Genomic DNA, 24,492 nt, shown 5'->3' with positions numbered 1-24,492 from the left:
CGTGCGCGGCCGCAGGCAGCAAGGCGACCGCGGCTGAGGCGAGGAGCAGCTTACATGTTGGGATAATTCGGCCCTCCGCCACCTTCGGGGACGACCCAGTTGATGTTCTGGGTCGGGTCCTTGATGTCGCAGGTTTTGCAGTGGACGCAATTTTGGGCATTGATCTGCAGGCGCGGACGCCCACCCTCCTCGACATATTCGTAAACGCCCGCCGGACAGTAACGCTGCTCCGGTCCGGCATATTCGGCCAAATTCACGGCGACGGGTATGTCGGCGTCCTTGAGCGTCAGATGAACCGGCTGGTCTTCCTCATGGTTGGTGTTCGACAGGAAGACCGATGAAAGCTTGTCGAAGGTGATCACCCCGTCCGGCTTGGGATAGGCGATCGGCCGGACGTCCTGCTTGCGACGCAGGGTGCTGTGGTCGGGCTTGTGCTTCAACGTCCACGGCATCCGGATCCCCAGGTGCGCCAGCCACATGTCCAGCCCCGCGTAGAGCGTGCCGAGCGTGCCGCCGAAGTGGGCGACGGCCGGCTGCGCATTCCGGACCGTCTTCAGCTCCTTGGTCACCCAGCTGGCGTGCAGCGCCTGCTCATATCCGTCGAGCGTGTTCGCGTTCTCGCCGGCCAGCGCTGCAAAGGCGGCCTCGGCCGCGAGCATGCCCGATTTCATCGCCGTATGCGTGCCCTTGATCCGCGGGACGTTCACAAAGCCCGCGGAACAGCCGATCAGCGCGCCGCCGGGGAAGACCAGCTTTGGAATGGACTGGTACCCGCCCTCGTTGATCGCGCGCGCACCGTAAGAGACGCGGCGGCCGCCCTCGATTTCGGCGCCGATCGACGGGTGGGTCTTCCAACGCTGGAATTCCTCGAAGGGTGAAAGGTAAGGGTTTTCATAGTCGAGCGCGACGACGAAGCCGAGCGCGACCTGCCCATTGTCCTGGTGATAGAGGAAACCCCCGCCCCAAGCGTCGTCGAGCGGCCAGCCTTGCGTGTGAATCACTCGCCCGGGCTTATGCTTCTCCGCAGGAACATCCCATAATTCCTTGATACCAATGCCGTAAACCTGCGGACCGCTATCCTTGCGAAGGTCGAAGATGCGGGTCAGTTCCTTGGTCAGGTGACCGCGCGCGCCCTCTGCGAAAAACGTATAGCGGGCGTGAAGCTCGATACCCGGCTGGTAATCGGCGCGCCTGCTGCCGTCGCGGGCGATGCCCATGTCGCCGGTCGCCACGCCTTTGACCGAGCCATCGTCGTTGAACAGCACTTCGGCGGCGGCGAAGCCCGGGAAGATTTCGACCCCGAGCTCCTCGGCCTGCCCGGCGAGCCAGCGGCAGAAGTTGCCGAGGCTGAGCGTATACGTGCCCTTGTTGCGCATGAAGGGCGGCAGGAAGGCATGCGGGATTCCGAACTTGCCTGTCTTGGTCAGCAGCCAATGATGGTTCTCGGTCACCGGCACCGTGAGCGGCGAACCCTTGTCCGCCCAATCGGGAATGAGTTCGTCGAGCGCCTTCGGGTCGATCACCGCCCCCGACAGGATGTGCGCCCCGATCTCGCTGCCCTTTTCCAGGACGCAGACGCCGACTTCGCGTCCCGCTTCGCTGGCCAGCTGTTTCAGGCGGATTGCCGCCGACAGCCCCGCCGGGCCGCCGCCGACAATGACCACGTCATAGTGCATGGATTCGCGTTCGCTCACTTGGAACCTCTCGTCGCGGGGCCGGGGCAGTTTGGCTTTGCCATGCACTGCCAATTCCTTGACCATCAGGTCAATGGTGGCGAAGGTCTGGTTCATGGGTGGGGATCGGGTTGCGATGAGCGAGGCCGAGGCTGCGAGCGCGCTGCGCTGGTGGCTCGAGAGCGGCGTCGACACCCTCGTGCAGGAAGAGCCGCGCAACTGGCTCGAACAACGCGCGCCCGCGCCAGTACCCACTGAGGTGGCCGTGGAACCTGCTCCTCCGCCGCGCCTGCCCGCCGATTTGCTAACGTTCCGCAGCTGGATGACCGGCGCCGAGGCGCCGCTTGGGACGACGCGGTCGAAGCCGATCGCTCCCAACGGAGACGAGGCGGCCGAGATCATGCTGTTGTCGGAATTGCCGGGCCGCGACGATGCGGCGGCCGGGCAGCCGATCGGCGGCGAGGCGTGGGAACTGGCAAAGCGCATGCTGGGCGCGATCGGGCTGGAGCCCGCGCAAGCCTATGTCGCCAACCTGGGCTGCTTCTACGCGCCGGGGGCCAAATTGTCCGCAGCGGATCTCGCGGCGTGCGCCGCGGCCGCGCGGCAGCATGTGGCCCTGGCCAGGCCCAAACGATTGCTCCTGCTCGGCGACGGGCCGGCCAAGGCGCTGCTTGGAAAATTGACCCTGGAGGCGCGCGGTCACGTCCACACGGTCGAAGGCGTCCGGACGGTCGCGACCTTCCACCCCCGCTTCCTGCTTAAACATCCGTCGCAAAAGGCTCAGGCCTGGAGCGACCTCCTGCTATTGATGGAAGACCAGAAATGAAGCTCATCCGGCTGGCTCCGGCCTTGGCCCTGTTCGCGGCGCACCCTGCCCTTGCCCAGCAGGACCCATTGGCGCCGGTCGTCCCCCCGTCCGCCACCCCGCCCCTAGCGCAGCCGCAGCCGCAGCCTCAAGTGATCGTCCCGCCGATCGTTCGGCCGCTGGTCGTCCCGCGCGACTGGAAGGGCGTTTTTGTGGCGATCCGGGCCGGCGACTGGGCAGGCGCGCGAGCCGGGATTGAGACCTTGCCGCCATCGCTCGCCACCGCCGTGGCTAGGGCCGAACTCTACACCGCCAAGAATTCTCCCGTCGTGTCGCTGCCCGAAATCCAGGCGCTGCTGGCGCAAGCGCCGGACCTGCCGCAAGCGGAGCAACTGGCGCGGATGGCGATTGCGCGCGGGGCTTTGGTCGCGCCGCCAGTCGTCGCCAGGAAGCCGCTGATCAGCCTGCCGACGCCGCCGACCCGCTACCGGATCAAGCCCGTCGCCGGCGAACCGCTTGCGGACGCGCTGCGCACGCAGCTCGATCCCTTGATCAAAGCCGACGATGCGATGAACGCGGAACTGCTCGTCGCCAGCCAGGCGCCCTATTTGACCCCCAATGCGCGCGCCGAGGCGTGGCAGCGCGTGGCCTGGGCCTATTACGTACGCGGGGACGACGCCAATGCGCGCCGGGTCGCGGATGGCGGACGGCTCGGCGCAACCGGCGATTGGGCGGCTGCGACCGCGTGGGTGTCCGGGCTGGCGGCATGGCGTCAGCAGGACTGCAATGCGTCCTCCGCCGCCTTCCGCGAAGTGGTTGGCAACAGCAGCCAACGCGAGCTTCGCGCAGGCGCGTATTATTGGGCGGCCCGGTCGGAACAGGCCTGCCGACGACCTCAGGCGGTGTTTCCGTTGCTGAAGGCGGCCGCGGAATCGCCGGAGAGTTTCTACGGACTGGTCGCAAGGGAAACGCTCGGGACCGATACCCGAATTCCAAAAGCGGTGCCGGTCTCGACCGCCGCCGTGGAGCGGCTGCCGAATGTGCAACGTGCCCATGAGTTGCTTCGCATTGGCGAGCCGGCCCTTGCCGAGCAGATGCTTCGCCATCAGGCGCGGATCGGCGCTGCCGCCGACCATGCGGCGCTGGTCGCGGTGGCCAAGAAGATGGAGCTGCCGGGCACCCAATATTGGCTGGCGATCAACGGACAGCGCGGCGCCTCCGTCCAGGCGGCCGAGCGTTATCCAATGCCGCGGTGGGCGCCGGTTCGCGGCTGGCGGATCGAGCCGTCCCTCGCCTTCGCGCACGCGATCCAGGAATCGAGCTTTCAGACCGGCGTGGTCAGCCACGCGGGAGCGGTTGGGCTGATGCAGGTCCTGCCTGTGACCGCCGCCTCGGTCGCCGCGCGCAACGGCATCCCCTACTCGCCCGATGCGCTGTACGACGCCGCCTACAACCTGGAATTCGGCCAGTCCTTCATCGAGCGGATGCGCGGCTCTGCCGTTACCGGCGGGCACCTGCCGAAGGTGATCGCTTCCTACAACGCCGGGCCGCTGCCGGTCGGACGCTGGGCGGCAATACCGGGCGGCCACGATCCGTCGCTATGGATGGAGAGCATCCCTTATTGGGAAACCCGTTATTACGTTCCGGCAGTCCTTCGGAACCTATGGGTGTACGAAGGGCTGGCAGGCAAGGACACCCCGACCCTGTCCGCCATCGCCCAGCACCGCTGGCCGGAATTCCCGGTGGCGAACGGGCGCTAGGCGGCTGCCTGCATCGCGGTTTCCTGTTCGCGAAGCCAGGCCTGGAACATGAGCACGGACCACAAGGCTGCGGTTGAGTCGCGCTTGCCGGCCAAATGGTCGCGCCAACGACGCTGAACGAGGGCGGGGTCGAGCCAACCCTCCCCCGCCATCTGACCGGCGTCCAGCAACTCTTCCGCCCAGCCGCGCAATGGGCCCTTGATCCATTCGCCGACGGGAACCGCGAACCCGGCCTTGGGTCGATCGATCAGGTGGCGCGGGACGTATTGATCTAAAAGCTTGCGCAGGATCTGCTTGCCGCCGCCATTCGCAATTTTCATCGACAGCGGGATCCGCGCTGCGATTGCGGCCACGCGGTGATCGAGAAATGGCACCCTGGTTTCAAGGCTGACCGCCATCGACGCCCGGTCGACCTTGCACAGCACATCGCCGGGCAGGTAGCCGGTCGCATCGCAGTACATGGCACGGACCGCGTCCGGGGCGTCGGCCGCGCAGTCGAAATCATCGAACGCACTGCCGACCTCGCCAATCACCGGCGAGCGACCACCGCTCCATTCGTCGACCAGTCCGACATAGGCATCGTCGAACGAACGCGCATTGGCGGACAGCAAAAGTGCCTTTTGCAGCTTTGCACCAAAGGTCTTTTGGCGTTGTCCGGCGAGCAGCGATCCGGCCAGGTTCCACGCCCCGGCAGGCAGACCGCCAAGCGATGCCGCCGCAAGGCTGCGTAACGGACGTGGCACGCGTTCGACCTGCCGCCATAATCTCGGCGCTACGAAGTGCCTGTTGTATCCGGCAAACAATTCGTCGCCACCGTCCCCAGTCAGTGCGACCGTCACCTTCTGGCGAGCAAACCGGCTGACCAGATAGGTGGGTATCTGGGATGAATCCGCGAAGGGCTCGTCATACATTTCCGGAAGCAATGGGATGACGTCCTGCGCTTCAGCGACGGTGACCCGACGCTCCGAGTGCACCGTGCCGAGATGCCTGGCGACCGCGGCGGCATATTGCGATTCGTCGAACGCGGAATCTTCGAACCCCATCGAGAAGGTGCGCACAGGGACCGAGGAGTGCTTCTGATACAATGCGACGACGGTTGAGCTGTCGACCCCTCCGGAAAGGAACGCGCCAACCGGGACGTCGGCGAGCGATTGGTCCTTGACGGCCTGGCCGAGCACCAAATCGAGCTGCTCGATCGCCTCGGCCTCGTTGACGATTGGGTCCGCCAGGCCATCGGCGACGACATTGCGGTAAGACCAGTAGCGGCGCAGGCGAAGCCCGTCGGAACCGGCGCCGATTTCGGGCAGCGTTCGCACCGGCCGGTGCCCGCTTTCGATGGTGAGCACGCAGCCCGGCTGGAGCTTGAAGATCCCGCGATAGATGGACAGCGGAGCCGGAATGTAGCCGCGTTGCATGAAGCGGCTGACGGCCTCACGGTCGATCTCGCCCCGGAAGGCCGGGTGCGCCCGCAACGCCTTAAGCTCCGACCCGAAGACGAAATCCTTGCCTGCCCAACCGTAATAAAGCGGCTTTTCGCCGAACCGGTCGCGAGCCAGTGTGAGCGTCCGTTCACGCCGATCCCACAGCGCGATCGCGAACATGCCGACACAGCGTGCAATGGTTTCGTCGAGACCCCAGATTGAAATCCCCTGGAGGAGCGTTTCGGTGTCGGAATGCCCCCGCCATCCGCCCTCGGGAACGGCATCCGCTGCTGCCAAGGCAGCGCGGATATCGTTGTGGTTGTAAATTTCACCGTTGAAATCGATCACGTACCGGCCGTCGGACGCTTCCATCGGCTGATGGCCAGCTGGCGATAGGTCGATAATCGCAAGCCGGCGCTGGCCGAGGGCGACGCCGGCATCGGCGTCGATCCAAACCCCCTCGTCGTCAGGGCCGCGGTGCGCGATGGGAGCGATCATCCGGCGAACGATGGAAGGTTCGCGCGCGCCAGCTCCAAGCAGGCCGGCTATCCCGCACATCGGCTTGGCTCTGGCCTTGTCACCGGCGCGACTGTAGTCCGCATGCCAAGATAGCGCCAGTAGATGTGAGGGTCGCGTAGTCGATGAACGCCGAAAGCATCGTGACACGCGGCGCTCGTCGGCTGCGCAACCTGTTTCCGGTCGCTCCCCGCCCGGTCATCCTAATGTACCATCGGGTTACGGTGGAGGCGTTCGATCCTTGGGGGCTGGCCGTCGCTCCGGGCAATTTTGCGATGCATCTTCGCCTGCTCAAGCGAGCGCGGACCGTGCTTCCGCTTCCGGAATTCGCGCGGGCGCATGCCGCCGGCACACTTGCGCCCAACGCAGCCGCGATCACCTTTGATGACGGCTATGGGTGCAACAAGACGATCGCGGCTCCACTGCTGGAAGACCATTCGCTTCCGGCCACCATCTTCATCGCCGCGGCGCAGGTGGAGAGCGAAACGCCCTACTGGTGGGATGAACTCGTCCCGCTGGTGATGACGACGCCGAAGACGATGCTGGTGGTCGACGGGCTGACCATGCCCCTTGGCGCGCGCGAGGAGCGCGACCTTCGGTGGCGACCCAATGCTCCCCCGTCGTCGCCGCGCCAGAATGCCTTCCTGGCGATCTGGTCGCACCTGCGAACCCAGACCTCGACCAGGATCGCCAAGGCGATCGAGCAAATCCGGGAAGAGTCCAGCGTCACTGCGGCAGGTGCTCCGACGCTGATGCGGCCCGAGGAGGTCAGGCAGGTCGCCGGCGATTTGATCGAGATTGGATCGCACGCGCTGACCCACCCATCGCTGCCGAACATTCCGCCATCGGAGAGGGCACGCGAGGTCAGCGAAAGCGTCGCGCGGTGCCGGGCGCTTAGCGGATCGACGCCGCGATCCTTCGCCTATCCGTTCGGCGACTATGATACCGAGAGCGGAGTCCTGGTGCGGAAGGCGGGTTTCGAATGCGCCTGCACGACGGAATATAGGACTGTGGGCAAGGACTCGGGCAGCTTCGCCCTGCCCCGCCTGGCCGTAGGCAATTGGAGCGCAGCGGTTCTCCACCGGATCCTGAAGGGCGCACCGGCATGACGCCGCTCGCTTTGGCCAGGGCGGCAAAGCGAAGGTTGCAGCGCTTTCGCGGGAAAGCCGCGCTGGCTGTCGGCCGGGTGGCAAGCAGCGAACCGCTCAGCGTCCACTACGGTTACGACCGAGGAACGCCGGTCGATCGCTACTACATCGACGCCTTCCTTGCGAAACATGCGCGAGACATTCGCGGATCCGTCCTGGAAGTTGGCGACAGCGCATATTCGACGCGGTTCGGCGGGAAGGACGTCGCCGAACAGCATGTGCTGGACGTCGATCCGGGAAATAGCGGTGCAACCATCGTCGGCGATGTGTGCGATCCCGCAGTCCTTCCGTCGGCCGCCTTCGACTGCATAATTTTCACCCAGACGTTGCACGTCCTCTACGACATGCGCGCCGCCCTCGTGCAGTTGCGCCGGTCGCTCAAGCCAGGCGGCGTGTTGCTGGTCACGGCGCCCGGCATCACACCGGTACGCCCTGGCCCCGGCTACGGCTGGTACTGGTCGCTGACCGGCGAAGCGCTCGGGCGGCTGCTCGGCGAATGCTTCGATGAGGGGAAAATCGACGTTGCGGTCCAGGGCAATTTGTTTGCCGCAACCGCTTTTCTTCACGGTGCCGCGGTAGAGGAAATCCGGCCTCGCAAGCTCGAACGCGTGGACCTCGCCTATCCCGTCCTCGTCACCGGGAGAGCGGTCGCTTGACGACCGTCCAGGCCTTTGCCCCGGCCCGCCACGCCTTGCGCCACGCCCGCTTGACGAGCGGAACCGGTGTGCGGTCGTAGAAGGATCGCCAAATCCCTTCGCCTTCCTGCCAAGCGGCAAGGCCCGCCGGGTCAAGTCCCCGCGCCAGTTCCTTGCGCCGGACAGCTTCGATCCAGCGCAGGAGCTCCGTCTCATCGTTCGACATGTTGGTGTCGTGCCTGAGATAGACGGCTACTGCGGACCGATGATGGAGGAACGCGTGCAAGCGGCTAAGGCGCAGGTACGCGTCCCAATCTTCGCACATGCCCAGCGTCTCGTCGAAACCGCCGATGTCCGCGAGCTTTGCCCGATCGAACATTACGGAATTGACGCAGGCAATCCAGTTGCAGCGGACGAGATCATGGTGATGAGAAGCCGGTTCGAAACGAGGCCAGTCATGCCCCATCCGCCGCTCGACGAAGGCGCCGTAGACGAAGGCGGCATCGGCTTGCCGAGCGAAGCATTGGAGGCCGAGTTCAAGGGCGGCCGGAAGCAACAAATCGTCGGCATCCAGGAACACGATCTTGCTGGAGGTCGCGGCGCGCAGCCCGGCATTCCTGGCCGCCGCAAGCCCGGCATTGTCCTGGCACAGCAGCGTGACCTCAGGATAGGATCGGGCGACATCGGAAGTGTTGTCGTCGGAACCGTCGTCGACGACGATGATCTCGGTTGGCGGGTGCGATTGCCCGATGGCGCTTTCGATCGCTCCCGACAGGAAATCGCCATGGCGGAAACAGGGAATGACAATGGCAACATCGGAAGTCGTTCGTCCCGTGGCCATTGCCCGATCGGCCGTCATTTCCCAAAGTCCCTTGAGCTACCCGCAACGGATCGGCTTAACCATAAGCTATTGGGGGGCGCCGCGTGAGGCACAAGATTGCGGTGTTGATCGCTTACTTCGGCAACTGGCCCGGGTGGATGAACTTCTTCGTGGAAAGTTGCCGGGCAAACCGTTCGATCGACTGGTTCATCTTTGGCGATAGCGAGCCGCCGGAAAACCGCGCTGCCAACGTCCGTCACGTCCGCATTGGGTTCGACGATTATGTCGCGCTCCTTTCCGCCCGGCTGGGCCAACCACTGAACATCACCCAGCCGTACAAGCTGTGCGATTTAAGGCCATCGCTAGCGTTCGTGCATCGCGACCTCGTGGGAAATTATGATTTTGTTGGGTTCGGTGATCTAGATGTCATCTACGGCGATCTGCGCCGTTTTCACGACGACGAAACGCTGTCGCGTTATGACGTGTTGTCCACGCACCTTGATCGCGTGTCTGGCCATTATTGCCTGATGCGAAACACGCCCGAAGTGACGACCGCTTTTCGCAAGACGCGCGGCTGGAAGGCATGTGTTGCAACTTCGGATTACACAAATTTCGACGAACGCGCGATCTTCAACTATCTGAAAGGCAATCGCTCCCGGCTCCTTCCTGCAAAGGCGCCCGGCATTCGGTGCCTGTTCCAGGAGACGCATAGCACGCCTGGAGTGACGGACAGCATGCGCTGGTATTGGCAAGACGGGCAGCTCACCAACGAATTCTATCCGTCGCACCCCTTCATGTACCTGCATTTCATGAGTTGGCAGAGCAATCGCTGGTACGAGAGCCAGCCGAATGCATTGCCCGGGGCCGAAGCGCCGTGGAGCAAGCTGCCGGCGATCGTCAGGATGGACTGGCGCCAGGCCCGCAAGCACGGATTCATGATCAGCCCGTCCGGTATCGAACCGATCCCCGACGGCTGATTACGCAACAGGCCTGCGGGCAAGGCTCTCGAGCCGCCGTTCGTCCAGGCGGCGCATCAGGCGCGCGAGGACCGCGACTTCGTTCGGATCCGGATTTAGGAACTGTCCCGGATCGACCTCACTGAACTTCGGTCCATGCGACAAAGCTGGCCGGTTGCGAGCCAACCGCATCGCGGTGCGCACCGCCCGATAAGCAAGGTAGGAACCCCATTTTACCGGGTCGAGTACGAGCGCGCGCCCGATCTGTCCAAACGCTTGCCGGGCAGATCCGCGGCTCAACCCCTCCTCGGCACGGACACGCGCGAAGAAGGCCCGGTTCCACCGGATCGGCGCGCGGGGAATTTGCGGGTCTGCGGCCAGGTCGTCGTAGACGAGGTTCCACGACTGAATGATCTGTTCGGTGTTGCGAGACATGCTGCCGGCCCTCTTGCGGTAGCCAACCAGGTGCTGGGCCACCAATTCAACGGGCCAGTTGCGCGCAATTTGCAGCTGCAGCTTAAGGTCTTCACAGCCCTCGGCCCCGCGAGCCCTGAGGCTGGGGTCGTAACCCTCGATCTCCAAGGCTGCCTGCCGCCAAATGAGCAGCGAACTGCCGTTTTCGACCGGGTTGCAGTAAAGCAGCGGCCCGAAGACCCGGCCTGCGATGCGCCATTCGGGACCCGAGCTGAGCACGCGGTCCTCCTCATCGATGACCTGGTACCAGCAATAGACGAAGCCCGGGCGCTCGGGTGCAGCGAGCGCTGCAGCGACTTGGCGAGCAAGCTTCGTGGGATGCCACAGGTCGTCCGCGTCAAGCGGGGCCACCCACTCTCCGCGCGCTTGCGCGATCCCGAGGTTGCGAGCGGACGCCACGCCGGCGTTCGCCTGTTGCAGCAGCCGCGCATTCCCACGTTCAGCGCAGAAACGTCGCGCGATCTCAGCCGTCGCATCTGTCGATCCGTCATCGACAATCACGATCTCAAAGTTCGAATAGGTTTGCGCCGCCGCGGACCGCAGCGTGCGTTCCAGCGTGTCCTGGGCATTCCAGGCCGGGATGACGACGGTAACAAGCGGGGTGCTGCTCACGCTGCTACGCCCCTTCGCGCTGCAGGCGCTGCAGGAAAGACCCGTCCGCCGCGGGATTGTCCTTGAAGCCCTTGATGCACTCGTTCCACAGGTGAACGGCCACAGTGCGATCGGTAATAACGTCCTCAAGCGCGCGGCCCGGGTCGCGAATCCACCCTGCCTGCTTCCACTGCACCGGGTAGAAAATGTCCGGCGGGCTCGCCTCCCTCATCAACCCGAATCTTCGAGCCTGGGCAGTCAGCGCGTGAGGGCCCGTCGTCCCCCACGGCAACTTTGCGAGGGTGGATTTCTCATCGGACAACGAGCGCAGCCAGGCAGCCGCTTTCGCTCGGAGCGGTAGCCAATCGGGGATCGCCCCGGAGGCGAACATCGCGAGCAGAGCTTCAAGCAAAGGCGAGCCCGACGGTAACCGCAGGACCGCATTGTTAAGCACGCCCGGCGCCTGCTCCCCAAACAAGACGGGCCGTGACGTGTCGACCGGGCGAAGCAAGTATATGTCGGAATCGAGCCAGGTGCCGAGTTGGCGCTGCTGCAATTCGAGCCGAAACCAATCGGAAAAAGGCGCGATGCTGCCGTTCGGATGACGAAAGATGCGATCCGCACCGATCACGCCATTCGCGTCGGCCAGCTCGACCCCCGCGGGGACTCCGGCGGGCTCTTCGTAGCAATAGAGCGTCAGCCGATGGCCTTGGCGAAGGATCGACCTGAAGCAGGCGCGCTCGATGGTCCCGAGCCGCTCGCCGACCCACAAGCTGACGATGTCGGACGGCGAACTCAGCCGAACCGGTCCTTCAGGGTCGCCAGCGACGCATCGTGGGTCAGGTCGAGGTGCAACGGGGTGACGGCGATGTATCCGTCGGCGACCGTTTCCAGGTCGGTGGAGTGGCCCGGGGTCTGCACCACCGGCGCCAGGCCGAACCAGAAATATTCGTAGCCGCGGGGGTCCTTGCGCTGGACGATCCGCAGTCGTCCGTAGTCGCGGATGCCCTGGCGGCAGATGCGGATGCCCTGGATCTGCTCGGGCGGTAGTGCCGGGAAGTTGATGTTGACCAGGCTCCGAGCCGGCATGTCGAATTCGACGAGTGGAGCGAGCACGCGCTCGGCCCAGGCCTGCGCAGCCGCAAACGGGACCGTGTCGCCCATGCCCTCGCGCGAATAGCCCTGGCTGAGCGCGATCGAGCGGACGCCGGCCAGCGCCCCTTCCATCGCTGCCGAGACGGTACCAGAATAGGTAACGTCCTCACCAAGGTTGGCCCCGCGGTTGATGCCGGACAGGATCAGGTCCGGCGGCGAATCCTTCATGATGTGGGCAAGCGCCAGCATCACCGCATCGGTCGGGGTCCCGGTGACCGAGAAGCGGCGATCGTCGTGGCGGCGCACGCGCACCGGCACGGTCAGCGTCAGCGAGTGGCCGGTGCCCGACTGCTCGTCCGCCGGCGCGACGATCCAGATGTCGTCGGAAAATGTCCGCGCGACCGTTTCCAGCAACTCGAGCCCGCGGGCGTTAACCCCGTCGTCGTTGGTCAGCAGGATGCGCATCGCCTTAGCCTATGCGGGAGCCACGGTAGACCCGCAACCAGTGGCGGCGAAAGACCGAAATGCGCCATATCCGCAACAGCTTGCCGATTTTCACAAAGGCCATTCGTCAGCGCTTGTTAAGCGACTCACCGATATTTATAGGCGCGGTCGGGGATGACCGACTTGCCCGGTCTTTAAGCATCGGGAAAGATTGGTTGAATTCGCCTCCGGCCGCACCGGTGGCCCCGGTCGCGGTAGACGGCGGCGTGAGGGTGCCCATTCGTCGATGACGGGTGGGTTCGGTGGGAGGGCGTTCCATGGCGACGGCTCTAGTCGACTTCTACAATGAACAACCTGAACCTTTCGATCGGCTGATCGTCCCGGAGGGGTATCGGCCGTCGGACGGCGAAAGCTTCATGTGCGATCTGCATCGCGCCTATTTCCTGAAGAAATTGCGGGAATGGAAGGAAGCGATCGTCGATGAATCGCGCGCGACCATGGCCCAGCTGCAGGTCGATTCGCTGCGCGAACCGGACCTTGCCGACCGCGCCTCCAGCGAAACGGACTGGTCGATCGAACTTCGTACTCGCGACCGGCAACGCAAGCTGATCGCCAAGATCGATGCCGCGGTTCGCCGGCTGTACGAGGGTGAGTACGGCTATTGCGAAGTAACCGGCGAACCGATCTCGCTAGCCAGGCTCGAGGCCCGTCCGATCGCGACGATGACGCTTGAAGCGCAGGAGCGTCACGAGCGGGTAGAGAAGGTCTCGCGCGACGATTGACCTCGCCGCGCGGCGCGACCGGCTAGTGGACGTAGTGGCCGGCGAGCTCGTCCTTGAGCTTGAGCTTTTCCTTCTTGAGTTCATGGAGCAAATCTTCGTTCGGGTGCGGTCGATGCTCTTCCTCGTCGATGATCGCATGAAGTGCGGCGTGCTTGGATTCGAGAGCTTCGACCTGTGACTTGTCCATTGGCGCTGGTTCCTTTCGTGACAAACGCGTGACAGCAACGGTCAATAAATCACGAAACGAAGCGTTTGTCTCGCCCGCCAAATCCGCCCGTCGCGCGGCAGGTTCGAGCCACCGCCCCGGCGCTGCATTGTCCCGCGACGGGACAATGAGCGCTTCTTGACTGCCTGAGCGTTTTCTAAGCGAGGAATAGGTGGCACCTTGATGCGCATGAACGAATCGTATGATGCTTCCGAGCCAGAAGTCCGCATCACGCCGCGGCTGATCGACTCGTTCTACACGGAGTCGATGCTGCTTGCCGACGAGGCGCGTTCCTATTTCGACGAAGCCGCGCAGTCGGATCGCGACCGGCTGGACCCGTTCACGCGGGTCACCTTCGCCTGCGAATCGCTGAAAGTGACGACGCGCATCATGCACATCGTCGCCTGGCTGCTGACGCAGCGGGCCGTGGAAAGCGGCGAAATCCAATATGCCGAGGGCCGCCGGCCTGAACGCCGGCTGGGCAATGCGCAGGAAAGCGATCCGGAAACGGTATCGCGCCTGCCCGACGAAGCGCAGCGGCTGATCAACGCCAGCGCCGACCTCTACGTTCGCGTGAAGCGGCTCGACGAGGGAAATGTCACCACCGCCCCGGCGCAGAGCCCGGCCCGGGCCCTAATGGGCCGACTTGAGCGCGGGCTGATCGGCCACTAGCCGCACAGGCGGCGCCGGGCAGCCACATATTCGTCGGCAAGCTGCGCGATGTAATCGGCCGCGCCCTGGATTTTCGAAACCGCGCCGATCCCCTGCCCCGACCCCCAGATATCGCGCCACGCCTTGGCGCTGTCCGAGGCGAATTTCATCGTCGAGACATCGCCTCGGGCCAGGGCGTCGGGGTCGAGCCCGGCAGCGACGATCGACGTGCGCAGATAATTGCCGTGGACCCCGGTGAAGAGGTCGCTGTTGACGATTTCGGCAGCGTTTCCGTCGACGATCGCCTGCTTGTATCCTTCGCTTGCACGCGCTTCATCCGTCGCAATGAACGGCGAGCCGATGTAGGCAAAGTCGGCGCCCATCGCGGTGGCCGCGAGCACTGCCGAACCCGTCGCGATGGCGCCCGACAGGATCAGCGGCCCGTCGAACCAGGAGCGGATTTCCTGGACCAGCGCGAAGGGCGACCAGCGGCCCGCGTGCCCCCCTGCGCCAGCCGCCACAGCGATCAGCCCGTCCGCGCCCTTTTCAATCGCCTTGCGCGCGAAACGGTCGTCGATGACGTCGTGCAACGTCACGCCGCCCCAGCCATGGACCGCGACGTTGAGTTCCTCCCGCGCGCCGAGCGAGGTGATGACGATCGGCACCTTCCACTTCGCGCACACTTCCATGTCCGCTTCGAAGCGATCGTTGGTGCGGTGAACGATTTGGTTGACCGCGAACGGCGCTGCCGGGCGATCGGGATGGGCGCGGTCGTGCGCCGCCAGCGCCTCGGTAATCTCATGGATCCATTCGTCGAGTTGCGAGGCTGGACGCGCATTGAGGGCCGGAAAGCTGCCGACGATCCCCGACGTGCATTGGGCGATGACCAGCTGCGGATTTGAAATGATGAACAGCGGCGCCGCGATTACCGGCAACCGCAATCCGGCCAGGGCCGGGGGCAGGCTCACAGCCCGTGGTACTCGCGGTACCAGGAAACGAACCGCGGCACGCCTTCGTCGATGGTGGTCTTGGGCTCGAAACCAAGGTCGGCCTGGATGGCCGAAATGTCGGCGCAGCTGTCGGGGACGTCGGCAACCTGCATCGGCAGCTTCTCGATCACCGCCTCGCGCCCGGTCTCCCGCTCCAGCAGCTTGACCACGCGCATCAGTTCTTCGCTTCGGTTATTACCGATGTTGTAGAGCGCATGGGGATTCGTGCCGCCGCCAGCCTTCACCGAGCCGTCGTCGGCCGGGGGCGAATCGTGGCAGGCAATGACCCCCGCGACGATGTCGTCGACGAAGGTGAAATCGCGCCGCATGTCGCCGCCGTTGAACAAGGGCAGCGGCGTGCCTTCGAACAGCGCCTTGACGAAAATCCACATCGCCATGTCCGGGCGGCCCCACGGGCCATAGACGGTGAAGAACCGCAGGCCCGTCATCGGCAGGCGGAAGACGTTGGCGTAGGATTCGCTGATCAGCTCGTCCGACTTCTTCGTCGCTGCATAGAGCGACAGCGGCTGGTCCACCCGATCCTCGACCCGGAACGGAATGCTCTTGTTGCCGCCATAGACCGATGACGACGAGGCGTAGACGAAGTGCCGGGTTTCCCGCGCCCGCGCCAGCTCCAGCATGTTGCAGTGCCCGACCAGGTTCGACTGCACATAGGCCGACGGGTTTTCCAGGCTGTAGCGAACCCCGGCCTGGGCACCGAGGTGGACGATGGAATCGATCTTCTCGTTGGCAAGCGCTTCGCTGAGCGCGGCGGCATCACTGAAGTCCACCTCCAGGAAGCGGAAGCGGTTCCCGAACCGATCGTTGAGCCGAGCGACGCGCGCCCGTTTCAGGCGGACGTCGTAATAATCGTTGACGTTGTCGATGCCGACCACGCTCTCCCCGCGCTCAAGCAGCGCATGGGCGGTCGAAAATCCGATGAAGCCGGCGGCACCAGTAACAAGAATACTCATCGGCCGCGCTTAGCGGTTCGCTTCCACGCGTCAAAATCGAAAGTGGGACAGATTCAGAAAACCGGCTTGTTGTCGACGTTGCCCGGTGGCGAGTAGCGGCAGATGAGCCAGTCCATGCGGACGCCCCGATAGAGTCCACAGCCGACCCGCGTCGTCGTCCGCCACACCATCTGCGTGTAATGCGCAACGTCGATCCAATTACCGGTGGTGCTAACGCCGGGAAACAGGCCGGGGCGGTAGAATCGCTTCTCTGCGCTCCAGCTGCCGATCATCTGCTCCGGCGTGAAATATCCCTTGGTGCCCATCCACAAATTTTCGCGCTGCCCGGGGCGACTTGCGCGCGGGGAATGCTGCAGGCGCCCAATCGCCTCGAGGGTCGGGCCGTAGGAGCGGGCGGAGGCCGCAAGGATCGGATCCCACGTGAGCGGCGGCACCCCAACCGCGGCACGCTCACGATTGTGAGCGGCGAGCAGCCGCTGCAAGAATGGATCCAGCCCCGGTTGTGCTTGCGCCGCGGAACTCGCCGCGGTGACCGCGCACAACGCCGCGTTCAGTGCCCAGCGCATCGGACGTTTTTAGCGCGAAATTATGAACCGCGCACGAATTTCCGGCAGCGCCCTAGGACGCGGCTAGTCGTTCGTTGACCACTTTTCCGCCGCGCGTCAGCCGCACCGCGCGGACGATTTCGTCGTCGTCGGCCAGGACGACCGCGTTCGAGTCTTTGTGCCAGAAAGCGCTGAGGAAGTTGAACAGGTTGCGTGCGAACAAGGCGGAAGCATCGGCCGGCAAGCTCCGCGCCAGGTTGATCGCGCCAACTACGGTCACGCCATGACGCCTGGTGCTTTGCCCGGCCACGCACCCTTCGACGTTGCCGCCCGCTTCAGCGGCAAGGTCGATGACCACGCTGCCTTCGCGCATCGTCGCTAACTGGTCGTCGCTAATCAGGCGCGGCGCCGGCTTGCCCGGGATCAAGGCCGTGGTGATGACGATATCCTGCTTGGCGATGTGGCTGGAAACGAGCTCCGCCTGCGCCGCGCGATAGTCTTCCGACATTTCGGCCGCATAACCGCCCTGCCCCTCGCCTTCGATGCCGGCGACATTTTCGACGAAGATCGGCTTGGCGCCGAGCGACTGGATCTGCTCGCGAGTCGCCGATCGCACGTCGGTCGCGCTGACCTGCGCGCCGAGCCGGCGAGCAGTGGCGATCGCCTGGAGCCCGGCGACCCCGACACCCATCACGAACACCTTGGTCGGGCTGATCGTGCCGGCGGCGGTCATCATCATCGGGAACGCGCGGCCGTAGATGGCCGCCGCTTCGACGACCGCCTTGTAGCCGGCCAAGTTCGACTGTGACGACAGGATGTCCATCGACTGTGCGCGAGTGATGCGCGGCATCCACTCCATCGCCAGCGCCTCGATGCCCGATGCCGCATAGCCCTGGATCGCAGGGCCGCGGCGAAGCGGGTCCAGGCCGCCGACCAGTAAGGCCCCGGCTTTGACACCCTCAAGCGTCGCCGGCTCCGGACCGGTAACGCACAGGATGACGTCGGCATCGGCGATCGCCTGCTGACGGCTGACGACCTCCGCGCCAGCTTCGGCAAAGTCCCGGTCGCTCAGTCCAGCACTTGAGCCAACATCAGACTCGACCGCAACAGATGCACCCAAGGCAATGAATTTCTTCACGGTTTCCGGGATTGCAGCGCAGCGGGTTTCCCCTTCGACAGTTTCCTTGAGAACCGCGATCTTCATGCCGGCGCTAGGCAATCAGGATGACGACGAAGAAGGCGATGATGATCGCTGCGACCGCGCCCCATTTCAGCATGAAGATGAATTTCGAATAATCCCGCGCGTGGCGGCCGATCTCGCCCGGCTGGTTCGCGTTCGTCAATGCGTCAACGTCCATCCAATCGTCCCTTTCTGTCGCCTGCCACGGTGCATAACAACTCAACGTGCCGCGCCCAAGATACAAGGCACACACTTTAAGGCCCCCTTTACGCATCGCGCCTACACGAAGCCAGAGAGGTGCAGCCAATGCCCGAGTCCCAGATCCGGTCACTGTTGCTGGTCGATGCCAATCCGGCCGAGCGCCGATTGATTTCGGCGATGGCGTCGCGCGCGGGCTGGACGGTAATCGGCGCTGACGGAATCCAGACCGCGGTGGCCATCCTGCGCGGCCCTTACGGCCTTGAGATCAAGGTCGCCCTGCTGGGCGATTGGCAGGCCGACAAGGCTGGCGAAATCATCGATAATCTGCGCGCTTGCCGGCCTGAGCTGCCGGTGGTGGTGCTAACCGAAAGCGGCGCGGTGCCAAAGGCGATCGACGCGCTTCGCGCCGGCGCCACCGACTTCCTCGGGCGGCCGATCGCGCCGGAGCGCCTGCTCGACGCCCTGGCGACCGCCGCCGACCGTCGCCGGCCTTCCGGCGAACTGATGCCGGTTGCCGAGAAGCTCGCCCCCTTGCTGTCGCTGGAAGAGCTGATCGGCTCGACCCCCGAATTCCGCAGCGCGCTGGCGATCGCCGCCAAGGCCGCCCGCAACCGCCTGCCGATCCTGATCATCGGGGAAGCGGGAAGCGGGAAGGAAACCTTCGCCCGCGCCATCCATGCCGCAAGCCTGCGTGCGCGCGGCCCGTTGGTGACCGTCGATTGCAAAGCGACCCCGCACAACAGCACCGACAGCGAGCTGTTCGGCCACCAGGCCGGCGCATTTGCCGGCGCCTTCACCGACCGCCAGGGCAAGATCGTCGAAGCGAGCGGCGGCACGCTCGTGCTCGACGCCATCGACGAGCTTCCGGGCGAAACCCAGGAAGCGCTCGACCGAGTCCTTGCCACCGGCGAGGTTCGACCAGTCGGCTGCAACGGAAGCAATTCGGTCGATGTCCGCCTGATCGCCACCGCTGGGGCGCCGTTGGGCGAAGGCTTCAACCCCGCCCTGCGGGAGCGGGTCTCGGCAACGGTCGTCACCTTGCCGCCCCTGCGCGAGCGTTCCGCCGACATTCCGTCGCTGGCGCGGCACCTTCTCAGCCGCTTTGCGGAGCAGCAACTGATCCGCCCGCTGACCATCGACAACGAGGCCCTTTCGATCCTGATGCATTACGGTTGGCCCGGAAACGTGCGCCAACTGGCCAGCGCCCTGCTTCGCGCCGCGCTCGAATGCGAAGGCGGCTCGCTCGGCGCTGCCGATTTTCCGCACATTGCTACCCAAGCCCGCTTTTCCAACCGCGCCGGCGATGCCCAACCCAACCTTGGGCAGCGCCGGACCGAAGCCTCGGTCAATGGCGATCCGTCGATCACTTTGTTCGGCAACGACGGCCACTTGCGGATGCTCGAGGAGATCGAAGCCGACATCATCCGGCTCGCGATCGGCCATTACGGCGGGCGGATGACCGAGGTTGCGCGGCGGCTCGGCATTGGCCGCTCGACGCTCTATCGTAAGCTGGGCGACATCGGCATCGACACCGCCGCTTGAGCCGCTAGGCTCGTTTTTGTGCGAGCCCTCCCCTGCTTGATCGCCCTTGCGCTCGCCGGTTGCGCGCAACACGATGCGCCCGCTCCCCAGCCGCAATCCTTCTGCGCCGAACGCATCTTCGAGGAATCGGCGTTCACGGTTTGCGATGCCAAGGGCGGCCAACTGCGCCTGATCGCCGCCGGCCCGGACGAGGACGCTCCGCGAAGCTTTTCCGACCTTGCCGCCAAAATCGATCCGGCAAGAGTCGCTTTCGCGATGAATGCCGGGATGTTCGACGAGGAGGGGCGCCCGATCGGGCTCGCGGTTAGCGACGGACTGCAAAAGCACGCCATCAACCTGCGCAAAGGCGGCGGCAATTTCCATTTGCTGCCGAACGGAGTTTTCGTCGTGGAGGCCGGCGGCCGAGCAGCTATCCACCAAAGCAAGGCGCTGCCGACCTTCAAGACGGCGTCGTACCTTGCCACCCAGTCCGGGCCCATGCTGGTCATCAAGGGCAAGCTGCACCCAAGCTTCGAAGCGGACGGCAAGTCTCGCTACGTGCGCAACGGCGTGGGGGTTCGCGATGGCCGAGCCATCTTTGTCATTTCCGAAGAGCCGGTGTCCTTCGGCAAGCTTGCGCGCTTCTTCCGCGATTCGCTGAAGACCCCGGACGCGCTCTATTTCGACGGCGCGGTGAGTTCGCTTTGGGATCCTGCGAACGGGCGGCAGGATTCGTATTCATTGCTAGGCCCGATGATCGTTGCCTTCAGGCCGGCGGAGTCAGCGCCTGATCGCGAAGGCCGCGCCAAACCTTGAACGCCTGAACGGTGTCGAAGACGTCGTGAACGCGGATGATTTGCGCGCCTTGCTCGACGGCTTTGAGCGCCAGCGCGATGCTTCCGCCGAGGCGCTGGTCGGCCGGAGCCTCGTTGGCCAAGGCGCCGATCGTCCGCTTCCGGCTCGCGCCGACGACGACTGCGCAGCCCAGCGAGTGGAATAGCGCCAGGTGGTTCATCAATTCCAGATTGTGACCGACGGCCTTGCCGAAGCCAAAGCCTGGATCGACCAGGATCGCCGACCGATCGATGCCCGCCGCCGCCGCCGTCGCGATCCGCTCTTCCAGCCATTGATAGACCTCGACGACGACATCGTCGTAACGCGGATCGTCCTGCATCGATTCCGGGTCGCCCTTGTGATGCATGAGCACCACCGGGACCTTCGCCTCGGCCACCGCCGCGGCGGCGCGCGGGTCAAAGGTCAGCGCCGACACGTCGTTGATCATCCCCGCGCCGGCGGCGATCGCTGCCGCCATCACTTCGGATTTACGGGTGTCGGCTGAAACCGCCGAGCCGCCCCCGGCAAGCTGTCGGATCACCGGCTCGATGCGCTCGATCTCGTCGCGCTCCCACACCGGCTTTGCGCCGGGCCGCGTCGACTCCCCGCCGATGTCGATGACTGCGGCACCGGCTTCGCCAAGACGCGCGCCCGCTTCCGCCGCAGCCGCCGAATCCGAAAACTGCCCACCGTCGGAAAAGCTGTCGGGCGTGACGTTGAGGATGCCCATGACTTGCGGCTGGTCGAGCCTGATCGTCCGGGCCCCGACCGTCAGTGCGGCGCGTGGCGAAGTCAGCGCTTTCCATTGTGCCGCCAGGCTCTCATCCGCTTGGGGGTCGAACCCGTCCACTGCGACCAGCTCGCGGCCGACGCGGCGGTTGCCTTCCACTTGAAGAAGCTCGACCGCCGCGAACCAGTTCAGTCCGCCGGCCAGCCGCGCGACCTTGCCGTCGTGCCCGAACGGGGAATCGACGAAGCCGGTCGGTCGGATCAGCGTCCGGGAAGCCGTCACAAGGACGCCAGATAACGCTGCCGAAGTGCATCGACCGGCTCCAGCCCGGTCTCGGTCGCATGGTGCCAGAACGTCCAGCCGTTACAGGACGGCGCCCCTTGCAGCGCCGCGCCGACCTTGTGGATGGAGCCTGCGTGGCCCTTGCACTCGATCGAGCCGTCTGCCCGAACCCGCGCGCAGAAACGGCGCTTTGAATCGGTGACCATGGTGCCGGCGGGAATGATCCCGCTTTCGACCAGCAACCCGAAGGCGACGCGCGGCTGCGAACGCATGTCCGTCACGGTCGCCATCGCGCTTTCGTCGAGGGGGAGCGTGGACGCGATGCGCTGGGCCGCGACCTTGATATATTCTCGCTCGCGCTCGATGCCGATCCAATGGCGGCCGAGGCGCCGCGCGACGGCGCCGGTGGTCCCGGTCCCGAAGAAGGGGTCTAGCACCACATCGCCCGGCTTCGTGCAGGCGAGCAGCACGCGATAAAGCAGGCTTTCCGGTTTCTGGGTCGGATGGGCCTTGGCGCCGTCGTCGCCCTTCACCCGCTCGACGCCGCTGCAGATCGGCAGCACCCAGTCCGACCGCATTTGCAAGTCGTCGTTCAGCGCCTTCATCGCGCGATAGTTGAAGGTGTAACGCGCCTTTTCGTCCTTGGCGCACCACAGCAGGGTTTCGTGGGCGTTGGTGAAGCGGGTGCCGCGGAAATTGGGCATCGGGTTGGACTTGCGCCAGACGATGTCGTTGAGGATCCAGAAGTCCGCGTCCTGCAGCAGCGCCCCGACCCGGTAGATGTTGTGGTAGCTGCCGATCACCCAAATCGTGCCGGTGTCCTTCAGGATGCGGCGCGCCTGCTCCAGCCATTCACGGGTGAAATCGTCATAGGCGGCGAGGCTGTCGAACTTGTCCCAGGCGTCGTTGACCGCGTCGACGCGGCTCCCTTCCGGCCGGAACAGGTCGCCGCCAAGCTGCAAATTGTACGGCGGGTCGGCGAAGATCATGTCGACGCATTTATCGGGCAGGCGCGCCATCTCGGCGATGCATTCCCCCTGGATTATGCGGTCGAGTTCAAGCTCGCGCTTCGGCTGCTCGGTGCGCCGCCGGACGGCGCGAGTCGGTTCGACGATCGGCGTGACGAAGTTCATGCCAGCTATGCCCCCTGCACAAGGCTTGAGGGTGAGTCAGGGAGGACTCCGGGTCAAGCGCGGGCGGCGGCGCGACGCAGCCGAAAACGCTAAAAGGCGTGGGGTTGGGAAGGAACGAGCACAACATCTTGAGTCCCGGCGATGGGTGCGGACTCAAACTGTGGTGGGTGTGACTCAAAGGACTCGGCTGGCACGATTTCGATCACCGGCAGCTGCGGTTGCGCCCATTGCGCCTCGATCGCCCGCACCGGCGCAAAGCTTCGGCGATGCAGCGGGGTCGGCCCCTTTTCCCGCAACGCCCGCTGGTGCGCTGGCGTACCGTAGCCGCGGTTGGTCTCCCACCCGTAGCCGGGGTATTCGCCTGCAAGCTCCACCATCATCCGGTCGCGCGTGACCTTGGCGATGATGGACGCCGCGGCAATCGACCTGCACTTGGCGTCGCCGTCGACGATCGCCTTGGACGGCCGCTGCCAACGTGGACAGGTATTGCCGTCGACCAGCACCCAGGCCGGTTCGATGCCCAAAGCTTCCACCGCGCGGGTCATCGCAAGCATTCGTGCCCAATAGATGTTGATGCTGTCGATCTCCTCGACCGTCGCAACTCCCACGCCCCAGGACGCGCATTTCACCAGCTTGGCGTAGAGCGCCTCGCGGGTTTCGAGCGGCAAGTTTTTCGAATCGTCGATCCCGCGCGGGAATTTCTCCCGGTCGAGGATAATGGCGGCGGCGACGACGGGGCCGGCCAAGGGCGCGCAGCCCGCCTCGTCGACACCGGCGAGCGGTTGCGGAAACCCGATCTCAAGCTTGAACGAGCAGCGGCGCGGCATTTGCCAAGCCTATGGGCGACGCCGACAAGCCGCCAGTAGGCGCCTGAAATTTTTGTGGATTAGGCGATGCGCCACGGCGGGAAGCGCCGTGCCTCGCCCGCCTTGTAGAGGAAGATGATGTTGCCCGAAGGATCCCGCAGGCATGCCTCCCGCCACATCCACGGCTGGTTGCGAGGCCCGTGCTCGAACGGAATGCCGCTGCGCGCCAGGCGCTCGACGCGCTCGTCCAGGTCGTCGCACTCGAGATAGATGGCGACGGTGCCGTTGATCTCCTGCTCCGGATCGATCTGGACCGATAGGGTGACTCCGCCGCCGGTCTCAAACCGCGCGTAGCCATTTTCCGGACTTGCGACGATCTGGCGAAGGCCGAGCCGACGGTAGAAGTCCACCGACTTGGCATAATCCTTGCCGGTCACCGTCACCTGGTTGAGCCGCAACGACGGTCCGGCGTCGAGCCGCACTCGGTCGTGGCCAAGCGGTCCAGCCCCCTGCCCCAGGTCCGGCGCATCGAGCAGTGCGATCCTGACGAATTCGCGCGCGCGGGCGACCGATTCCGTCAACGACTGGCCCTGGGCCAGGAACAGCGCAATGCCGCTCGCCAGGGTGCAGCCGGTCCCGTGCGTGCTGGTCGTGTCGATCCGCTGGCCCTGCCAGCTCGTCATATTATCCGTTTCGATCAAGGCATCGGCGAGCGCGTCGCCTTCCTCGTGCCCGCCCTTGATCAGGACCGCGCAGCCATGCTCGCCGACAAGGTGCAATGCGCCGGCGACAGGGTCTTCCTCCGACGTCAGCGCCTTAAGCTCGGGAAGGTTGGGCGTGGTGATCGTCGCTAGCTTCATCAGCTTGCCGAAGGCCGCGATGGTCGCCTCGTCGGCAAGGATCGAGCCGCTGCTTGCCACCATCACCGGATCGAACACGATCGGCAGGCCGGGTTGTTCGGCGCGCAGGCGCTCCAGTCGCTTGGCCACCTGTTCGGCGGTAAAGGCGCCGCCGATCATGCCGATCTTGACCGCATCGACGCCGATGTCGGCGACGACCGAGTCGATCTGGGCAAGCACCATTTCGGCCGGCACCGGGTGAACGCCATCGACGCCCAGGGTATTTTGCGCGGTGATTGCGGTGATCGCGGTCATCGCGTGGCCGCCGAGCATCGTGACGGTCTTGATATCGGCCTGAATCCCGGCCCCGCCGCCGGAATCCGAACCGGCGACGATGAGGATCCTGGCCGTCGGCGTCACTTTATCCACCTTCGACCCGGCCCGAGCGGCGAAGTTTTCCATGTGCACGAGATGGGGTTGTG

24 protein-coding genes and 1 pseudogene are annotated in these 24,492 nt (G+C 64.9%); 9 read left to right on the top strand and 16 right to left on the bottom strand.

Going from position 1 to position 24,492, the window contains the following annotated elements; genetic code table 11:
* Window positions 1–50: 50 nt before the first annotated feature.
* Window positions 51–1,694 (bottom strand): electron transfer flavoprotein-ubiquinone oxidoreductase, encoded by a 1,644-nt coding sequence (locus tag G7078_RS06495; protein ID WP_166096213.1) that lies wholly within the window; start codon window positions 1,692–1,694, stop codon window positions 51–53.
* Between the two features lie 73 nt (window positions 1,695–1,767).
* Between G7078_RS06495 and G7078_RS06490 the strand changes: the two genes are divergently transcribed.
* Together G7078_RS06490 and G7078_RS06485 are read left to right on the top strand one after the other, a co-directional pair.
* Window positions 1,768–2,499: a uracil-DNA glycosylase family protein gene (locus G7078_RS06490; RefSeq protein WP_166094227.1), complete on the top strand. Its 732-nt coding sequence runs from the start codon at window positions 1,768–1,770 to the stop codon at window positions 2,497–2,499.
* Entirely contained in the window at window positions 2,496–4,238 is a 1,743-nt protein-coding gene (locus tag G7078_RS06485) for a lytic transglycosylase domain-containing protein (RefSeq protein ID WP_166094224.1), read from the top strand. Before G7078_RS06490 ends, G7078_RS06485 begins: the two co-directional genes overlap by 4 nt.
* On the opposite strand, the gene asnB is transcribed toward G7078_RS06485, so the two are convergent.
* Entirely contained in the window at window positions 4,235–6,217 is a 1,983-nt protein-coding gene (gene asnB / locus G7078_RS06480) for an asparagine synthase (glutamine-hydrolyzing) (protein ID WP_166094222.1), read from the bottom strand. The genes G7078_RS06485 and asnB overlap by 4 nt on opposite strands.
* An 83-nt stretch (window positions 6,218–6,300) precedes the next feature.
* Between asnB and G7078_RS06475 the strand changes: the two genes are divergently transcribed.
* Window positions 6,301–7,284, top strand: coding sequence for a polysaccharide deacetylase family protein (locus G7078_RS06475; RefSeq protein ID WP_166094220.1), 984 nt, complete (start codon window positions 6,301–6,303; stop codon window positions 7,282–7,284).
* The gene (locus G7078_RS06470) at window positions 7,281–7,979 is read left to right on the top strand and encodes a class I SAM-dependent methyltransferase (RefSeq protein ID WP_166094218.1); all 699 of its coding nucleotides are present in this window, start codon (window positions 7,281–7,283) and stop codon (window positions 7,977–7,979) included. The genes G7078_RS06475 and G7078_RS06470 overlap by 4 nt, the downstream gene beginning before the upstream one ends.
* Here G7078_RS06470 and G7078_RS06465 read toward each other — a convergent pair.
* A complete protein-coding gene (locus G7078_RS06465) occupies window positions 7,957–8,817 on the bottom strand; it encodes a glycosyltransferase family 2 protein (protein WP_166094216.1) in 861 nt (286 codons plus the stop codon). The two genes, G7078_RS06470 and G7078_RS06465, sit on opposite strands and share 23 nt — an antisense overlap.
* 65 nt (window positions 8,818–8,882) lie before the next feature.
* Here G7078_RS06465 and G7078_RS06460 point away from each other — a divergent pair, with 65 nt between their 5' ends.
* Window positions 8,883–9,755, top strand: a complete 873-nt coding sequence (locus G7078_RS06460) for a DUF6625 family protein (RefSeq protein ID WP_166094214.1) — start codon at window positions 8,883–8,885, stop codon at window positions 9,753–9,755.
* Here G7078_RS06460 and G7078_RS06455 read toward each other — a convergent pair whose 3' ends face one another.
* Genes G7078_RS06455 through surE form a run of 3 tightly spaced genes read right to left on the bottom strand, consistent with a single transcriptional unit; the run spans window position 9,756 to window position 12,359 of the window.
* Window positions 9,756–10,820: a glycosyltransferase family 2 protein gene (locus G7078_RS06455; protein ID WP_166094211.1), complete on the bottom strand. Its 1,065-nt coding sequence runs from the start codon at window positions 10,818–10,820 to the stop codon at window positions 9,756–9,758.
* 4 nt (window positions 10,821–10,824) lie between these two features.
* On the bottom strand, window positions 10,825–11,571 hold the full coding sequence (locus tag G7078_RS06450; RefSeq protein ID WP_166094209.1) for a hypothetical protein: 747 nt from the start codon (window positions 11,569–11,571) through the stop codon (window positions 10,825–10,827).
* 23 nt (window positions 11,572–11,594) lie between these two features.
* Entirely contained in the window at window positions 11,595–12,359 is a 765-nt protein-coding gene (surE, locus tag G7078_RS06445; RefSeq protein ID WP_166094207.1) for a 5'/3'-nucleotidase SurE, read from the bottom strand.
* Between the two features lie 296 nt (window positions 12,360–12,655).
* Between surE and dksA the strand changes: the two genes are divergently transcribed.
* Window positions 12,656–13,120, top strand: coding sequence for an RNA polymerase-binding protein DksA (gene dksA / locus G7078_RS06440; RefSeq protein ID WP_166094204.1), 465 nt, complete (start codon window positions 12,656–12,658; stop codon window positions 13,118–13,120).
* Between the two features lie 22 nt (window positions 13,121–13,142).
* Here dksA and G7078_RS06435 read toward each other — a convergent pair whose 3' ends face one another.
* Window positions 13,143–13,307, bottom strand: coding sequence for a DUF465 domain-containing protein (locus tag G7078_RS06435; RefSeq protein WP_166094202.1), 165 nt, complete (start codon window positions 13,305–13,307; stop codon window positions 13,143–13,145).
* Between the two features lie 207 nt (window positions 13,308–13,514).
* Between G7078_RS06435 and G7078_RS06430 the strand changes: the two genes are divergently transcribed.
* Entirely contained in the window at window positions 13,515–13,997 is a 483-nt protein-coding gene (locus G7078_RS06430; protein ID WP_166094198.1) for a DUF1465 family protein, read from the top strand.
* Here G7078_RS06430 and G7078_RS06425 read toward each other — a convergent pair.
* Genes G7078_RS06425 through G7078_RS06405 form a run of 5 tightly spaced genes read right to left on the bottom strand, consistent with a single transcriptional unit; the run spans window position 13,994 to window position 17,842 of the window.
* Window positions 13,994–14,944, bottom strand: coding sequence for an NAD(P)H-dependent flavin oxidoreductase (locus G7078_RS06425; protein ID WP_166094196.1), 951 nt, complete (start codon window positions 14,942–14,944; stop codon window positions 13,994–13,996). The two genes, G7078_RS06430 and G7078_RS06425, sit on opposite strands and share 4 nt — an antisense overlap.
* A complete protein-coding gene (locus tag G7078_RS06420) occupies window positions 14,941–15,939 on the bottom strand; it encodes a GDP-mannose 4,6-dehydratase (protein WP_166094193.1) in 999 nt (332 codons plus the stop codon). The genes G7078_RS06425 and G7078_RS06420 overlap by 4 nt, the downstream gene beginning before the upstream one ends.
* Before the next feature lie 53 nt (window positions 15,940–15,992).
* Complete coding sequence (locus G7078_RS06415) at window positions 15,993–16,505, bottom strand: CAP domain-containing protein (RefSeq protein ID WP_166094190.1); 513 nt, start codon at window positions 16,503–16,505, stop codon at window positions 15,993–15,995.
* A 52-nt stretch (window positions 16,506–16,557) separates the two neighbouring features.
* A complete protein-coding gene (locus G7078_RS06410) occupies window positions 16,558–17,688 on the bottom strand; it encodes a Re/Si-specific NAD(P)(+) transhydrogenase subunit alpha (protein ID WP_166094187.1) in 1,131 nt (376 codons plus the stop codon).
* 7 nt (window positions 17,689–17,695) lie between these two features.
* Window positions 17,696–17,842 carry an aa3-type cytochrome c oxidase subunit IV gene (locus G7078_RS06405; protein ID WP_166091712.1) on the bottom strand — a complete coding sequence of 49 codons (147 nt, stop codon included), beginning with the start codon at window positions 17,840–17,842 and terminating at the stop codon, window positions 17,696–17,698.
* Between the two features lie 128 nt (window positions 17,843–17,970).
* Between G7078_RS06405 and G7078_RS06400 the strand changes: the two genes are divergently transcribed.
* Both G7078_RS06400 and G7078_RS06395 read left to right on the top strand, forming a co-directional pair.
* A complete protein-coding gene (locus G7078_RS06400; RefSeq protein WP_166094185.1) occupies window positions 17,971–19,407 on the top strand; it encodes a sigma-54-dependent transcriptional regulator in 1,437 nt (478 codons plus the stop codon).
* A gap of 36 nt (window positions 19,408–19,443) precedes the next feature.
* Window positions 19,444–20,202 carry a phosphodiester glycosidase family protein gene (locus tag G7078_RS06395; protein ID WP_246166279.1) on the top strand — a complete coding sequence of 253 codons (759 nt, stop codon included), beginning with the start codon at window positions 19,444–19,446 and terminating at the stop codon, window positions 20,200–20,202.
* On the opposite strand, the gene folP is transcribed toward G7078_RS06395, so the two are convergent.
* From folP to thiD, 4 genes and pseudogenes are all read right to left on the bottom strand, one after another.
* Complete coding sequence (gene folP, locus G7078_RS06390) at window positions 20,153–21,232, bottom strand: dihydropteroate synthase (protein ID WP_166094179.1); 1,080 nt, start codon at window positions 21,230–21,232, stop codon at window positions 20,153–20,155. The genes G7078_RS06395 and folP overlap by 50 nt on opposite strands.
* A complete protein-coding gene (locus G7078_RS06385; RefSeq protein WP_166094177.1) occupies window positions 21,229–22,365 on the bottom strand; it encodes a site-specific DNA-methyltransferase in 1,137 nt (378 codons plus the stop codon). Before G7078_RS06385 ends, folP begins: the two co-directional genes overlap by 4 nt.
* A 245-nt stretch (window positions 22,366–22,610) precedes the next feature.
* A pseudogene (locus G7078_RS06380) lies at window positions 22,611–23,192 on the bottom strand (ribonuclease HII); the annotation flags it as partial.
* Window positions 23,193–23,251: 59 nt separating this feature from the next.
* A complete protein-coding gene (gene thiD / locus G7078_RS06375) occupies window positions 23,252–24,472 on the bottom strand; it encodes a bifunctional hydroxymethylpyrimidine kinase/phosphomethylpyrimidine kinase (RefSeq protein ID WP_166094173.1) in 1,221 nt (406 codons plus the stop codon).
* Between the last annotated feature and the right edge of the window lie 20 nt (window positions 24,473–24,492).

It is taken from the genome of Sphingomonas sinipercae, from assembly GCF_011302055.1.
GTDB classification, from domain to species: domain Bacteria; phylum Pseudomonadota; class Alphaproteobacteria; order Sphingomonadales; family Sphingomonadaceae; genus Sphingomicrobium; species Sphingomicrobium sinipercae.
Note: the sequence above shows the minus strand (reverse complement) of the source record. Positions and strands in the feature narration are given on the sequence as shown.

Excerpts from the sequence above, each read along its gene's own strand:
- G7078_RS06490 (WP_166094227.1), top strand. The coding sequence starts at position 1,768 with ATGGTGGCGAAGGTCTGGTTCATGGGTGGGGATCGGGTTGCGATGAGC.
- G7078_RS06485 (WP_166094224.1), top strand. The coding sequence starts at position 2,496 with ATGAAGCTCATCCGGCTGGCTCCGGCCTTGGCCCTGTTCGCGGCGCAC.
- asnB (WP_166094222.1), bottom strand. The coding sequence starts at position 6,217 with ATGTGCGGGATAGCCGGCCTGCTTGGAGCTGGCGCGCGCGAACCTTCC.
- G7078_RS06475 (WP_166094220.1), top strand. The coding sequence starts at position 6,301 with ATGAACGCCGAAAGCATCGTGACACGCGGCGCTCGTCGGCTGCGCAAC.
- G7078_RS06470 (WP_166094218.1), top strand. The coding sequence starts at position 7,281 with ATGACGCCGCTCGCTTTGGCCAGGGCGGCAAAGCGAAGGTTGCAGCGC.
- G7078_RS06465 (WP_166094216.1), bottom strand. The coding sequence starts at position 8,817 with ATGACGGCCGATCGGGCAATGGCCACGGGACGAACGACTTCCGATGTT.
- surE (WP_166094207.1), bottom strand. The coding sequence starts at position 12,359 with ATGCGCATCCTGCTGACCAACGACGACGGGGTTAACGCCCGCGGGCTC.
- dksA (WP_166094204.1), top strand. The coding sequence starts at position 12,656 with ATGGCGACGGCTCTAGTCGACTTCTACAATGAACAACCTGAACCTTTC.
- G7078_RS06435 (WP_166094202.1), bottom strand. The coding sequence starts at position 13,307 with ATGGACAAGTCACAGGTCGAAGCTCTCGAATCCAAGCACGCCGCACTT.
- G7078_RS06430 (WP_166094198.1), top strand. The coding sequence starts at position 13,515 with ATGAACGAATCGTATGATGCTTCCGAGCCAGAAGTCCGCATCACGCCG.
- G7078_RS06420 (WP_166094193.1), bottom strand. The coding sequence starts at position 15,939 with ATGAGTATTCTTGTTACTGGTGCCGCCGGCTTCATCGGATTTTCGACC.
- G7078_RS06415 (WP_166094190.1), bottom strand. The coding sequence starts at position 16,505 with ATGCGCTGGGCACTGAACGCGGCGTTGTGCGCGGTCACCGCGGCGAGT.
- G7078_RS06410 (WP_166094187.1), bottom strand. The coding sequence starts at position 17,688 with ATGAAGATCGCGGTTCTCAAGGAAACTGTCGAAGGGGAAACCCGCTGC.
- G7078_RS06405 (WP_166091712.1), bottom strand. The coding sequence starts at position 17,842 with ATGGACGTTGACGCATTGACGAACGCGAACCAGCCGGGCGAGATCGGC.
- G7078_RS06400 (WP_166094185.1), top strand. The coding sequence starts at position 17,971 with ATGCCCGAGTCCCAGATCCGGTCACTGTTGCTGGTCGATGCCAATCCG.
- G7078_RS06385 (WP_166094177.1), bottom strand. The coding sequence starts at position 22,365 with ATGAACTTCGTCACGCCGATCGTCGAACCGACTCGCGCCGTCCGGCGG.
- thiD (WP_166094173.1), bottom strand. The coding sequence starts at position 24,472 with ATGGAAAACTTCGCCGCTCGGGCCGGGTCGAAGGTGGATAAAGTGACG.